Origin of the sequence: Pseudomonas sp. NY15372 (assembly GCF_048068215.1) — a bacterium.
GTDB lineage: Bacteria > Pseudomonadota > Gammaproteobacteria > Pseudomonadales > Pseudomonadaceae > Aquipseudomonas > Aquipseudomonas guariconensis_A.
In genome coordinates, this window is record NZ_JBLUPY010000007.1 from 158,552 (window position 1) to 170,633 (window position 12,082).

A 12,082-nucleotide genomic window follows, 5' to 3' on the forward strand; every position below is an offset into this window, starting at 1 on the left:
GCTTATCCGAGTGATCGGATGGGGGCTGCTGCGCAGCCATCGCGGGGCAAGCCCGCTCCTACAGGGGGGGCGCGAATGCCTGGATTTCAGGGACCTGTAGGGGCGGGCTTGCCCCGCGATGGGGCGCGCTGCGCCACCGTTGCACCATTTGGCACACCTTCTGCAATCGCCTTCTCAAGCCGCGCCCAGGCGCGCTCCACAAAAACAACGAGAAGGTATCCCCTGATGGATAACGCCAGCACCCTGCCCACCGGGGCGGTCGCCGCGCCCGCCGCGGAAAAAACCACCGCCAGCCGCCTCAAGTCGATCTTCAGTGGTTCCATCGGCAACATGGTCGAATGGTACGACTGGTACGTCTACGCCGCGTTCTCGCTGTACTTCGCCAAGGCCTTCTTCCCGGCCGGCGACACCACCGCACAATTGCTCAACACCGCTGCCATCTTCGCCGTGGGCTTCCTCATGCGCCCGATCGGTGGCTGGCTGATGGGCTTGTACGCCGACCGCAAGGGCCGCAAGGCCGCACTGATGGCCTCGGTGCTGCTGATGTGCGCTGGCTCCCTGGTCATCGCCCTGACCCCAGGCTACGAAACCATCGGTGTGGCTGCGCCGATCCTCCTGGTGCTAGCACGCCTGATGCAAGGTTTGTCGGTCGGCGGTGAATACGGCACCTCGGCCACCTACCTCAGCGAAATGGCCAGCAAGGACCGCCGTGGTTTCTTCTCCAGCTTCCAATACGTGACGCTGATCTCCGGCCAGCTCATCGCCCTGGCGGTGCTGATCATCCTGCAGCAGACCCTCACCACCGAGCAGCTGTATGCCTGGGGCTGGCGCGTACCGTTCGTGATCGGCGCGCTGTGCGCGGTGGTCGCCCTGTACCTGCGTCGTGGCATGGAAGAAACCAGCTCCTTCACCAAGAAGGAGAAGGCCAAGGAAAGCCTGATGCGCACCCTGCTGCGCCACCCCAAGGAACTGATGACCGTGGTCGGCTTGACCATGGGCGGCACCCTGGCGTTCTACACCTACACCACCTACATGCAGAAGTACCTGGTCAACACCGTGGGCATGAGCATCAGCGACTCGACCACCATTTCGGCGGCCACGCTGTTCCTGTTCATGTGCCTGCAGCCGGTGATCGGCGGGCTGTCCGACAAGATCGGCCGCCGCCCGATCCTGATCGCCTTCGGCGTGCTGGGCACCCTGTTCACCGTGCCGATCCTGAGCACCCTGCACACCGTGCAAACCTGGTGGGGCGCCTTCTTCCTGATCATGGCGGCGCTGATCATCGTCAGCGGCTATACCTCGATCAACGCCGTGGTCAAGGCCGAGCTCTTCCCCACCGAGATTCGTGCCCTGGGCGTCGGCCTGCCCTACGCCTTGACCGTATCGATCTTTGGCGGCACCGCCGAGTACGTGGCCCTGTGGTTCAAGAGCCACGGCATGGAGACCGGCTTCTACTGGTACGTCACCGCCTGCATCGCCTGTTCGCTGCTGGTGTATGCCACCATGAAGGACACCGCCAAGCACTCGCGGATCGTGACTGACTGATCCTCACAAGTACCGCTGCACCAAAGGGGCGCCCCGTCTGACGGGGCGCCCCTTTTTTCGTCCGGCTCATTTCTTCGATAAAAGCGGCGCTCACCACTCGATCCGATCCGCTTCAAAGCGAGGCACTGCGACTCCAAACAAATCGAATAAATTGATTTGTTATCGCGAATTTTTGCGCTTTTTTATCAATTAAATCGGCGTAGCATTGAACCCATAGAAACAAACAACCCCACGATTCCACTGGAGCAACGACCATGAAAAGCAAACTGATCCTGACCCTGGCTCTGTCGGCACTGGCTACCGGTGCATTCGCCGAAGACGGTTTCGACCGCACCAACGCCCACACCTTCAGCGCCGTCCAAACCCAGTCGGCCACTTATGCAGAAGATGGTTTCGACCGCACCGGCGCACAGCGCTTCGCTGAAGACGGCTTCGACCGCACCGGCGGCCAGCGCTTCGCTGAAGACGGCTTCGACCGCACCGGCGGCCAGCGCTTCGCTGAAGATGGCTTCGACCGCACCGGCGGCCAACGCTTCGCCGAAGACGGCTTCGACCGCACCGGCGGCCAACGCTTCGCCGAAGATGGCTTCGACCGCACCGGCGGCCAGCGCTTCGCGGAAAACGGCTTCGAACGCACCAACGCCCACCGCTTCAGCTGATCACTGAAGATGAGTACCCAGCCCGGCCTCGGTCGGGCTCGATCATTTCCAGCCAGGCCAAGCCTTGGCAAACTAGGCGCTTCGTCCACACACAGGAAAGGCCCATAGGCCTTGCGCAGATGTATTACTACGAACCCGCCAAAGGCCACGGCCTGCCCCACGACCCCTTCAATGCCATCGTCGGCCCACGGCCCATCGGCTGGATCTCCTCCCAGGATGCCGAAGGTCGCCTGAACCTCGCGCCCTACAGTTTCTTCAATGCCTTCAACTACATTCCACCGATCATCGGTTTCTGCAGCGTCGGGCGCAAAGACAGCCTGAACAACATTGAACAGACCGGCGAATTCGTCTGGAACCTGGCGACCCGCCCGCTGGCCGAGCAGATGAACCAGAGCTGTGCGGCCGTGGCTGCGGATGTGGATGAGTTCGTGCTCAGCGGCCTGACCCCGAGCGCTTCACGTGTGGTCGAGGTACCCCGGGTAGGCGAAAGCCCGGTGGCCTTCGAATGCAAGGTGAGCCAGATCGTCCAGCTCAAGCGCGCCGACCAGGCGCCAGTGCCGAGCTGGCTGATCCTTGGGGAGGTGGTAGCGGTGCACATCGCCGAGCACTTGCTCAAGGACGGCATCTACGACACCGCGGCGGCCGAGCCGATCCTGCGCGGCGGCGGCCCTGCGGACTATTTCGAGCTGGGCAACCTGTTCAAGATGACCCGACCCCAGGTCAACGGCTGATCACCAGAGCAGCTCGCCTTCCTCGCTGACGCCCTGCAGGCGCGCAAGCTCGGCACAGGCGGCCTCATCGGCCGCCACTGCGCTCTTGAACACCTGGCCGTCGAGTACCTTGTGAAAGCGCGGCGCGCCACCGGCGCCCAGCCCCTTCACGGCAATTGCCGCGTTGTAGCCGCCACCTTCGACGGGAACCATCGCCGAAACCGCTTCGAAACGAGGAAACTCTCTACGTGCCATCGTGCAAATCCGTGTCTAGGTCAAAGGGCGGCATTCTACCGCACCCGTCACAGTGACGACGGGCCTCAGACGAAGGTGTGCAGGTCCAGGCTGCTGACCACCTGGGCCTGCACCAGCTCACCGAAGACGTCCAGGGTGGGCGATGCGAAATAGCCGCTCATCGCCTGCTGGTCGCACCAACTGCCGCTGAGCAGCCAAAGGTCGCCATCGGCCTGGGATTGCTGCACGACGAAGCTCAGGCAACCCGGCGCCCGCAGCGACGGTTCCAGCAGGTCACGAAGGCGCGCGCCCAGCTCTGCCGAGCGACCAGTGCTGGCGCGAATGAAAGCCAGGTGAGTGACCGGTTGTGACAGGGTCATGATCGATCTCCATGAACGAGGGGGCAATGAAACCAGGCTGCCAAGGTTAGGCCCTCGCCTGCGCGCGTGGTTAGGCGATTACTGTCGCTCGATTGCCTGATCCTGCCGCGCGACAGGATCAGGCAATCGAGGTGCAGCTTTCGACTAGCGCCCGCCCTTGCCCAAACCTATGCTGCGTCGGTCCATAGAGGAAACCGCCCCATGCCCATCGACCCCGCACTGGAATCGCAGCGCCAGGAACTGGCCGGCTTGATCCTGCGCCATGCCAGCGACCCTCTCGGCCCGGCTTCGGCCATCGACGACCTGTACCCCACGGCCTATCGTGAGAACATTCGTTCGGTGCCGACCCTGGCCCAGCCCGCCCTGTGCATCCTGGCTCAAGGCAGCAAGAGCCTGTTCCTGGGCGATGAGCAATACGCCTACGACCCGCTGCACTACATGGTGGTGTCGGTGACCCTGCCGATCAGTGCAGTACGCCTGGATGCCAGCCCGGAAAACCCCACCTTGGGCCTGCGCCTGGACATCGACCCGACCCAGATCAGCCAACTGATCGCCGAAAGCGGGCCGATGCTGGTACCCAACCTGCCTTCTGGCCGAGGTTTGTACGTGGAAAAGAGCGACCCGCAGTTGCTCGATGCCTTGATACGCCTGATGCGCCTGCTCGATACGCCGCGGGATATCCCGGTCATGGCGCCACTGATCCGCCGCGAGATCCTGTACCGGTTGCTGCGTGGCCCTCAGGGCCATCGCCTGTATGAAATCGCCCTGGCCAACAGCCAGACCCACCGCGTGAGCCAGGCCATCACGTGGTTGAAGCAACACTACCACCTGCCCTTGCGCATCGAGGAGCTGGCGCGGGAAGTCAACCTGAGCACTTCGACGCTGCACCACCGGTTCAAGGCCGTGACCTCGATGAGCCCATTGCAGTACCAGAAACAACTGCGCCTGCAGGAAGCGCGGCGGCTGATGCTCAATGACGGTATGGAAGCGGCGGTGGCCGGGTATCGGGTGGGCTACGAAAGCCCTTCGCAGTTCAGCCGCGAGTACAGCCGGTTGTACGGCGCGCCGCCGATTCGCGATGTGGCGCGGTTGCGCGGCAATACGGGCTGAACAGGGGGTTGTGGGGCCAGTTCTGCGATCGGGCGGCCCTACCGGGCAAGGGCTTCGCCCTTGATCGCGGGGCAAGCCCGCTCCCACAAGCCCCGCAAAATCAAATAGTTATGCGTTGTTCTATGAGAGCGGGCTTGTCCCGCGATCGGGCCGTAATGCCCTGCGCTGAACGTCAGCCCGCCACCGCCGCCTGCCACTGCGTCTGGTCGACCTGAATCAGCGTCGGGCCCTGGCGCTCCACTGCCTGCTTCAACGCTGCCTGCAACTGCGCCACATCGCCTACCTGCTGCGCCGCAGCGCCCAAGGCGCGGGCCACGCCGATGAAGTCCGGGGTATTAATGTCCACGCCCACCGGCTCGATGGCCCGGTTGACCATGTACTTCTTGATTTCCTCGTACCCCTGGTTGTTCCACAGCAGCACGATCAGCGGCACCTGTGCTTCCACCGCGCTGGCCAGTTCCGGCAAGGTGAATTGCAAGCCACCATCGCCGATCAGGCACACCGTTGGCGCACGCTCATCGGCATGCGCCGCGCTGCCAAGCCAGGCGCCCATGGCCGCAGGCAACGCGTAACCCAGGGTGCCGTAGCCGGTCGAGGCGTTGAACCAGTGCCGCGGCTTGTCCATGTCCAGGGTCAGGTTGCCGGTGTATACCGGCTGGGTGGAATCGCCCACCAGGATCGCATCGGGCAATGTCGCCAGGATACCCGTGAGCAGGCGCGTCTGGCTCAAGGTCGGCTGGTCCCAGCCTGCCGCCAGGTCCTGGCGCAGGCGAGCCACACGACCGACGCCCCAATCAGAGCCTCGCGCAGGCTGCGGCAACGCTCGCAGGGCGGCGAGCAAGGCCTGCGCCGCTTGCTCGGCATCGGCCACCAGGGCGAGCTCCGGCAGGTAGTTGCGCACGGTCTGGTCTGGGTCGATATCGATGCGCAACAGGCTGCCGGGGATCTCGAAGCCGCCCTTGAAGGTCACATCGTAGTCGGTTTCAGCCAGCTCGGTGCCGATGGCCAGCACCACGTCAGCCTCGGCGACCAGGGCACGGGTGGCTGGCAGCGACTGGGTCGAGCCGATCTGCAGCGGGTGGCTGGACGCCAACAAGCCCTTGGCGTTGATCGTCAGCGCCACCGGGGCCTGCAGGTGCTCGGCAAGCCCCGCCAGGGCCGGGCCAGCTGCCAGGGCGCCGCCGCCCGCCAGGATCAGTGGCCGCCGGGCCAGGGCCAGGCGCTCGGCCATCTGCGCCACCATGCGGGGCGAGGCACCAGCACGCGTGGTGCGCACCGGCCGAGCGGGCAATAAATGGTCGGCAGGCTCGACCAGCACGTCCAACGGGATCTCGATATGCACGGGGCGCGGCCGGGCACCGTCGAACACGGCAAAGGCTCTGGCCAGGGCCTGCGGGAGGTCATCGGCACTCATCAGGGTCTGGGAAAACGCTGCCACGCCACCGACCAGTGCACTCTGATTAGGCAACTCATGCAGCTTGCCGCGCCCACCACCGAGCTGGTCGCGCGACTGTACGCTGGAGATCACCAGCATAGGGATCGAGTCGGCGTAGGCCTGGCCCATGGCGGTGGTGATGTTGGTCATGCCGGGGCCGGTGATGATGAAGCACACCCCCGGCTTGCCCCGAGTGCGGGCATAGCCATCGGCCATGAACCCGGCGCCCTGCTCGTGGCGCGGCGTGATGTGCCGGATCGAGGAGCCCGCCAGGCCACGGTAGAGCTCCACGGTATGCACGCCGGGAATCCCGAAGACATGGTCCACGCCATAGCCTTCGAGGAGTTTGACCAATACTTCGCCACAGGTTGCCATTGGAATTACCCTGGTTCTTGTTGAGTTCAGGTGCCCATGGAAGCAAGGCGCGGCTATCGCCACAATGCAAAAAAACACATACTAGCCATGTCCCTGGATCATGGCTTACGACAATGAAACGCCTGCCGCCCTTGCCCGCCCTGCATACCTTCCTGGTCACCGCCCAGCACTGCAATTTCACCCGTGCAGCGCAGCAGTTGCACATTACCCAGGGCGCGGTGAGCCGGCAGATCGCCGGCCTCGAGGAACACCTCGGCTATCCGCTGTTCCAGCGCCAGGCCCGTGGCCTGAGCCTGACCCGCGAGGGCCAGGACTGGCTGCCTCGGGTGCAGCAGGTGTTCGCATTGATCGAGCAAGGCGTGCGTGAGGTCGGCGAACGCAATAGCACGCTGCAGCTCAAGGCGCCTACCTGCGTGATGCGCTGGCTACTGCCGCGGCTGATGGAATGGCAGGCCCTGCGCCCGGATGTGCCGGTGGAGCTGACCACCACTGTCCAACATGGTGTGGATTTTCGCCGCGAAGGCTTCGACGCCGCAGTGGTCTACGGCGCGCAGCCTAACGGCGGCCTGCAGGTGCGCAAGCTGTTCGACGAGCAACTGACCCCGGTGTGTGCACCGTCGCTGCTGGAAGGCGCGCTGCCCCTGGCCCAGGTACATGACCTTGAGCGACACATGCTGCTGCACCCTTCCCGGGACGAACACGACTGGCAGCTCTGGCTGCAGGCGACGGGCACCGACATCGTGCCCCACGGGCCTCGCCAGCATTTCGAGACATTGGACATGGCCATGGCCATGGCAGCCCAGGGCACCGGCGTGGCGATCGGGGATTGGGCGCTGGTGGGCGATGACCTGCGCAGTGGCCGGCTGTGCATGCCGTTCGGGCTGAAGGTGCTGACCGGCAAAGGGTACTACCTGGTCAGCCCTTCGAAGCACATGCCCGCGGGGTTGGGCGAACTGATGGACTGGCTCGAAGGGCGAGCTCGTCAGTGAATGCAGCGTAAGTCTTGAGTAGCTGGAGGCTAGGCAACGCCCATCACCACTTCATCTCCCCCTTGGCCACCTTGGCGCTGAGTTCCAGTGAGCTGCCATCGGCAAGATTCGGGTAACGTCGCTCCATCGCCTTGACCAGCGCGGCGGCATCGGTGGCCTTGGCCGTTTCGGTATCGAAGGCACGGATGTAATCGGCCGTGAAGCGTACCGCCTCCAGCGAACGGCTGCTCTGGCCCAAGTAATGGCCGGGGATCACGGTACGTGGCCCGAGCTGTTCGATACGTTCGAGGGTCTTGAGCCAGTCGGCATGGGACTGGGCGGTCTGGGTATCGGCCATCCATACGTGAATGTGCTCCGCCACGACCACGCCACCGACCACTGCCTTGATAGAGGGAACCCAGACGAAGCTGCGGTCCGGCTGCGGACCGTCCAGGCCCACGACTTCCAGCGCCTGGCCTTCCAGCTCCAGGCGATCGCCATCCAGGACCTGCGGCACGACCAGTTGCTCAGGCTTATCGGCCCCCATCTGCGGCCCCCAGTAGGCCAGCTTGGCATCCATGGTCTTGCGGATATGCGCCACGGTGGCAGCCGAGGCGACCACCCGTGCCTGGGGAAACGCGTGGGTCAAGGTGTCGAGGCCGAAGTAGTAGTCCGGGTCACCGTGACTGATGTAGATGGTGGTCAAGCGCTTGCCGCTGGCGCGCAAGCGCTCGACCAACTGCTCGGCCTGGGCCTTGCCGAACTGGGCATCGACAAGGATGGCATCGTGCTCACCGCTGACGATCACCGAACTGACCGGAAAGATGGCTTCATGGCCGGGGTTATAGACCTCCAGGTGAAGCGGGTCGGCGGCCAGGGCGTGGCCGGCCAGGGCTAGGCTGGCCAAGGCCAGGCCGCGCAGGGTATTGATCAGCGACATCGTGTTTGTTCCTGTGAGCGAGAAGTGGGCAACAGCTTAGTTGCCTGATCCGTCACAAAAAATGCGATGCTTGGACATAGTTTGTTTCTGAAAGCGAGCAGATCATGGACCGTCTCAACGCCATGCGCGTCTTCGTCACCGTCATCGATCTAGGCAGCCAGTCGGCCGCAGCCGATCACCTGCAGCTCTCGCGGCCAGTGGTTTCGCGCTACCTGGCAGAGCTCGAGGAATGGGTCGGTGCCCGCCTGATGCAGCGCACCACGCGCAGGCTCAGCCTTACCGCCGCCGGCCAGGAAACCCTGCCCCGCTGTCGCCAGTTGCTGGAACTGGCCGGCGACCTGCAGGCCGCCGTGCGACAGCCTGACGAAGCACCACGCGGCGAGCTGCGCATCAGCGTCAGCACCTCGTTTGGCCAAGCCCAGTTGGTGGATGCGGTGGCTGACTATGTGAAGCGCTACCCGGGGGTGAAGGTCGAGTTGCAGATGCTCGATCGCACGGTCAACCTGGTAGACGAGCGCATCGACCTGGCAATCCGCACCAGCAACGACCTGGACCCGAACCTGATCGCCCGCCGCCTGACCGTGTGCCGCTCGGTGGTGTGCGCCTCCCCGGCCTACTTGCGCGCACATGGCGTGCCCGAACAGGTCGAGGCGTTGAGCCGGCACAACTGCCTGACCCATGCCTATTTCGGGCACAGCCTGTGGCAATTCGAGGTGAATGGACAAAGCGTGGCCGTGCCGGTGCAGGGCAACATCAGCGCCAACGAGGCCATGACCTTGCAGAAGGCCGCCCTGGCGGATGCCGGAATCGCCATGCTGCCGACCTACCAGGCCGCACCGGCCTTGCGCAGTGGCGAGCTGGTGCGCCTGCTGCCCGAAGCGCGGCCCCGGGAGCTGAGCCTCAATGCGGTGTACACCTCGCGCAAGCACATGCCGAGTACCCTGCGCAGCATGTTGGACTTCCTGGCGCAGCGGTTCCAGGACGAACCGGAGTGGGACAAAGATTTCTGAACAGGCCGGTCACTCCTCGACGCTCATGTACTCCTTGGCCCAACGAATATATTCCTCGGGCTGGGTATAAGTGTGCGAAAGCTCGGTCGCGTTGAGGTTGTCGGACTTGTTCTGCTGCCCGCGCTGAAGACGCAGACAGTCATAGGTGGCTTTGATGGCGGCGAAATAGGCGGCATGGCCATCGACCACGATGCGCACGCCCAGGCGCGCCAGACGCGCGTCGTCGCGCAGGTTCGGGTTGCCATAGCTCACCAGCATCAGCGGCACGGTCAGGTGCTCGGCGATCCGCTCGAGCTGGTCGAAATCCTTCACCCCCACCATGCAGATACCGTCGGCGCCCGCCTTCTGGTAGCTCTGGGTACGCACGATGATTTCTTCGGTGGTCAGCACGCCGGCGTTGGTTCGGGCAATGATCGACAATGCCGAATCGACCCGTGCCTCGATGGCGGCGCGGATCTTGCCGACGCCCTCCTCCACCGGGATCAGATCCGTGGACTTACGCCCGAACTGCGCAGGCAGGAGAGTATCCTCGATGGTCAGCGCGGCAACGCCGGCACGTTCCAACTCGATCACCGTGCGCATGACATTGAGCGCGTTGCCATAGCCATGGTCGGCATCGGCGATCACCGGCAATTGGGCGACGCGGCCGATCCGGGTGGCCTGCTCGACGAATTCGCTCAGGGTGATCAGGGCGAAGTCCGGCGCGGCCAATACCTGCAGCGAGGCAACCGAACCACCGAGAATACCGACTTCGAAGCCAAGGTCCGCGGCAATACGGGCCGACATGGGGTCGAAGACCGACGCGGTGTGATAGCACGAACCGGACGCAAGCAGTTCGCGGAAGGCAAAACGCAGATCGTGGTGGGAAGCCTTGGGCATGATCACTCCGCAATAACAGGAAAATTTGAACGGGCTGACTACCGACCCCTGAATCGGGTCTACCTGACCTGTTCCAACCGTCGCCATCAGGGCGGTCATGCTCGACATGCAGGCAGAGGAATAGAAGGTGTGGGATACAACGACGGTAAATCGGAGCGGAAAACCTTGCACCATGCTGGTGCAGGCCCCGTATTTCAGCCGCTGCGGTGGAGTCACGATATCACGCAGCCATGCTGCACTGGATGAATGCGCCAATGCCGATCTTGCATAGGGGATGCACATAATACATAGGAAGCTACTTAACTCCGCTACAATGCGGACCTGCCCAGCGCCTGCCCAACATTGCCGACGCCACTTCGACATTGACTTCGAAAGGTTACAACGTGACTGCCGCCCTGCCCCCGACTGTCCTGCGCAGTGTCCTCACCGCCCTGATGCTGGCGATCCTCCTCGGCGCCCTGGACCAGACCATCGTCGCCGTGTCCATGCCGGCGATCTCGGCGCAGTTCAACGACGTCGGCCTGCTGGCCTGGGTGATTTCCGGCTACATGGTCGCCATGACCGTGGCCGTACCGATCTATGGCAAGCTCGGCGACCTGTACGGGCGTCGGCGTATGATTCTCGTCGGCACTGCCCTGTTCACCCTGGCCTCGGTGGCCTGCGCCCTTGCCCAGGACATGCAGCAGTTGGTGCTGGCGCGGGTGCTGCAGGGGATCGGCGCTGGAGGCATGGTCTCGGTGAGCCAGGCAATCATCGGCGACTTCGTTCCGCCCCGCGAACGCGGCCGCTACCAGGGTTATTTCAGCAGCATGTACGCCCTGGCCAGCGTCGCCGGGCCGGTGCTCGGCGGCTGGCTGACCGAATACCTGTCGTGGCGCTGGGTGTTCTGGATCAACCTGCCTCTGGGCCTGCTCGCTTTGTGGGCGATCCGGCGCGCCCTCGGCGGTATGCCGGTACAGCGGCGCGAGGCGCAGGTCGACTACCTGGGCGCACTGCTGTTGATCCTGGGCCTTGGCAGCCTGCTGCTGGGCATTACCCTGGTCGGCCAGGGCCACGCCTGGTTGTCACCACCGGTCCTGGCCCTGCTGGCCGGCGCCCTGCTCGGCCTGTTGCTGTTCGTCGGCCATGAGCGGCGCTGCCAGGAGCCGCTGTTGCCGCTCAAGTTGTTCGGCAACCGCACTGCCGTGCTGTGCTGGTGTGCGATCTTCTTCGCCAGCTTCCAGTCGATCTCCCTGACCATGCTGATGCCGTTGCGCTACCAGGGCATCACCGGTGCCGGTGCCGACAGCGCGGCAGTCTACCTGTTGCCATTGGCCATGGGCCTGCCCTTGGGCGCCTTCACCGGCGGACGGCTGACCAGCCGTACGGGGCGCTATCGGCCACAGATCCTGATCGGCTTCGTGCTGATGCCATTGGCGATCCTCGGGATGGCCCTGACGCCTCCTCAATCGGCCCTGCTCGGCGCCGTGTTCATGCTGCTGACCGGTATCGCCTGCGGCTTGCAGTTCCCGACCTCGCTGGTGGGCACCCAGAGCGCGGTCGAGCTCAAGGATATCGGCGTGGCTACCAGCACCACCAACCTGTTTCGCGCGTTGGGCGGGGCGATGGGTGTGGCATGCATGTCCAGCCTGTTGCTGGCCTTGTTGCACCAGGGTGGTTTCGAGGCGCTTGGCAATCCGCTGCTGGGCAGCCTAAAGGCCGGGGAGCCGGACCCAATCACCCAGGTGCGGTTGATGGAAACCTTCCGCCTGTTGTTGATGACCAGTGCCGGGCTCTCGTTGCTGGGGCTGGTGGCGGCGATAGCCATGCCTGATCGGCAGTTGCGGGGGCGGTGAGC

The 12,082-nt window shown here is 64.1% G+C and carries 12 protein-coding genes; 7 read left to right on the forward strand and 5 right to left on the reverse strand.

Going from position 1 to position 12,082, the window contains the following annotated elements:
- Positions 1–225 precede the first annotated feature (225 nt).
- The 3 genes from ACNFG0_RS08315 to ACNFG0_RS08325 all read left to right on the forward strand — a co-directional run bounded on the left by ACNFG0_RS08315 (position 226) and on the right by ACNFG0_RS08325 (position 2,935).
- Positions 226–1,545, forward strand: coding sequence for an MFS transporter (locus ACNFG0_RS08315; protein WP_416764443.1), 1,320 nt, complete (start codon positions 226–228; stop codon positions 1,543–1,545).
- A gap of 254 nt (positions 1,546–1,799) precedes the next feature.
- Positions 1,800–2,204: a heme utilization protein gene (locus ACNFG0_RS08320; protein ID WP_416764444.1), complete on the forward strand. Its 405-nt coding sequence runs from the start codon at positions 1,800–1,802 to the stop codon at positions 2,202–2,204.
- Between the two features lie 119 nt (positions 2,205–2,323).
- Complete coding sequence (locus ACNFG0_RS08325) at positions 2,324–2,935, forward strand: flavin reductase family protein (protein WP_196144314.1); 612 nt, start codon at positions 2,324–2,326, stop codon at positions 2,933–2,935.
- Here ACNFG0_RS08325 and ACNFG0_RS08330 read toward each other — a convergent pair whose 3' ends face one another.
- Positions 2,936–3,169, reverse strand: coding sequence for a hypothetical protein (locus ACNFG0_RS08330; RefSeq protein WP_416764445.1), 234 nt, complete (start codon positions 3,167–3,169; stop codon positions 2,936–2,938).
- A gap of 65 nt (positions 3,170–3,234) precedes the next feature.
- Entirely contained in the window at positions 3,235–3,528 is a 294-nt protein-coding gene (locus ACNFG0_RS08335) for an antibiotic biosynthesis monooxygenase family protein (RefSeq protein WP_416764446.1), read from the reverse strand.
- 201 nt (positions 3,529–3,729) lie between these two features.
- Between ACNFG0_RS08335 and ACNFG0_RS08340 the strand changes: the two genes are divergently transcribed.
- Complete coding sequence (locus ACNFG0_RS08340) at positions 3,730–4,638, forward strand: AraC family transcriptional regulator (RefSeq protein ID WP_196156557.1); 909 nt, start codon at positions 3,730–3,732, stop codon at positions 4,636–4,638.
- 172 nt (positions 4,639–4,810) lie between these two features.
- Here the strand turns inward: ACNFG0_RS08340 and ACNFG0_RS08345 are convergent, their stop codons facing one another.
- Positions 4,811–6,448 (reverse strand): 5-guanidino-2-oxopentanoate decarboxylase, encoded by a 1,638-nt coding sequence (locus ACNFG0_RS08345; protein WP_416764447.1) that lies wholly within the window; start codon positions 6,446–6,448, stop codon positions 4,811–4,813.
- Positions 6,449–6,561: 113 nt separating this feature from the next.
- Between ACNFG0_RS08345 and ACNFG0_RS08350 the strand changes: the two genes are divergently transcribed.
- On the forward strand, positions 6,562–7,437 hold the full coding sequence (locus tag ACNFG0_RS08350) for a LysR substrate-binding domain-containing protein (RefSeq protein ID WP_196144319.1): 876 nt from the start codon (positions 6,562–6,564) through the stop codon (positions 7,435–7,437).
- Between the two features lie 43 nt (positions 7,438–7,480).
- On the opposite strand, the gene ACNFG0_RS08355 is transcribed toward ACNFG0_RS08350, so the two are convergent.
- Complete coding sequence (locus ACNFG0_RS08355) at positions 7,481–8,356, reverse strand: MBL fold metallo-hydrolase (protein ID WP_196156084.1); 876 nt, start codon at positions 8,354–8,356, stop codon at positions 7,481–7,483.
- Between the two features lie 104 nt (positions 8,357–8,460).
- Between ACNFG0_RS08355 and ACNFG0_RS08360 the strand changes: the two genes are divergently transcribed.
- Entirely contained in the window at positions 8,461–9,366 is a 906-nt protein-coding gene (locus tag ACNFG0_RS08360) for a LysR family transcriptional regulator (protein WP_416764448.1), read from the forward strand.
- 9 nt (positions 9,367–9,375) lie between these two features.
- Here the strand turns inward: ACNFG0_RS08360 and ACNFG0_RS08365 are convergent, their stop codons facing one another.
- A complete protein-coding gene (locus ACNFG0_RS08365) occupies positions 9,376–10,245 on the reverse strand; it encodes an isocitrate lyase/PEP mutase family protein (protein ID WP_416764449.1) in 870 nt (289 codons plus the stop codon).
- A 383-nt stretch (positions 10,246–10,628) separates the two neighbouring features.
- Here ACNFG0_RS08365 and ACNFG0_RS08370 point away from each other — a divergent pair, with 383 nt between their 5' ends.
- The gene (locus tag ACNFG0_RS08370; RefSeq protein ID WP_416764450.1) at positions 10,629–12,080 is read left to right on the forward strand and encodes an MDR family MFS transporter; all 1,452 of its coding nucleotides are present in this window, start codon (positions 10,629–10,631) and stop codon (positions 12,078–12,080) included.
- The last annotated feature ends 2 nt before the right edge of the window (positions 12,081–12,082 follow it).

What these genes read in the sequence shown, in the direction of transcription:
- ACNFG0_RS08315 (WP_416764443.1), top strand. Translation starts at nt 226, where the DNA reads ATGGATAACGCCAGCACCCTGCCCACCGGGGCGGTCGCCGCGCCCGCC.
- ACNFG0_RS08320 (WP_416764444.1), top strand. Translation starts at nt 1,800, where the DNA reads ATGAAAAGCAAACTGATCCTGACCCTGGCTCTGTCGGCACTGGCTACC.
- ACNFG0_RS08325 (WP_196144314.1), top strand. Translation starts at nt 2,324, where the DNA reads ATGTATTACTACGAACCCGCCAAAGGCCACGGCCTGCCCCACGACCCC.
- ACNFG0_RS08330 (WP_416764445.1), bottom strand. Translation starts at nt 3,169, where the DNA reads ATGGCACGTAGAGAGTTTCCTCGTTTCGAAGCGGTTTCGGCGATGGTT.
- ACNFG0_RS08335 (WP_416764446.1), bottom strand. Translation starts at nt 3,528, where the DNA reads ATGACCCTGTCACAACCGGTCACTCACCTGGCTTTCATTCGCGCCAGC.
- ACNFG0_RS08340 (WP_196156557.1), top strand. Translation starts at nt 3,730, where the DNA reads ATGCCCATCGACCCCGCACTGGAATCGCAGCGCCAGGAACTGGCCGGC.
- ACNFG0_RS08345 (WP_416764447.1), bottom strand. Translation starts at nt 6,448, where the DNA reads ATGGCAACCTGTGGCGAAGTATTGGTCAAACTCCTCGAAGGCTATGGC.
- ACNFG0_RS08350 (WP_196144319.1), top strand. Translation starts at nt 6,562, where the DNA reads ATGAAACGCCTGCCGCCCTTGCCCGCCCTGCATACCTTCCTGGTCACC.
- ACNFG0_RS08355 (WP_196156084.1), bottom strand. Translation starts at nt 8,356, where the DNA reads ATGTCGCTGATCAATACCCTGCGCGGCCTGGCCTTGGCCAGCCTAGCC.
- ACNFG0_RS08360 (WP_416764448.1), top strand. Translation starts at nt 8,461, where the DNA reads ATGGACCGTCTCAACGCCATGCGCGTCTTCGTCACCGTCATCGATCTA.
- ACNFG0_RS08365 (WP_416764449.1), bottom strand. Translation starts at nt 10,245, where the DNA reads ATGCCCAAGGCTTCCCACCACGATCTGCGTTTTGCCTTCCGCGAACTG.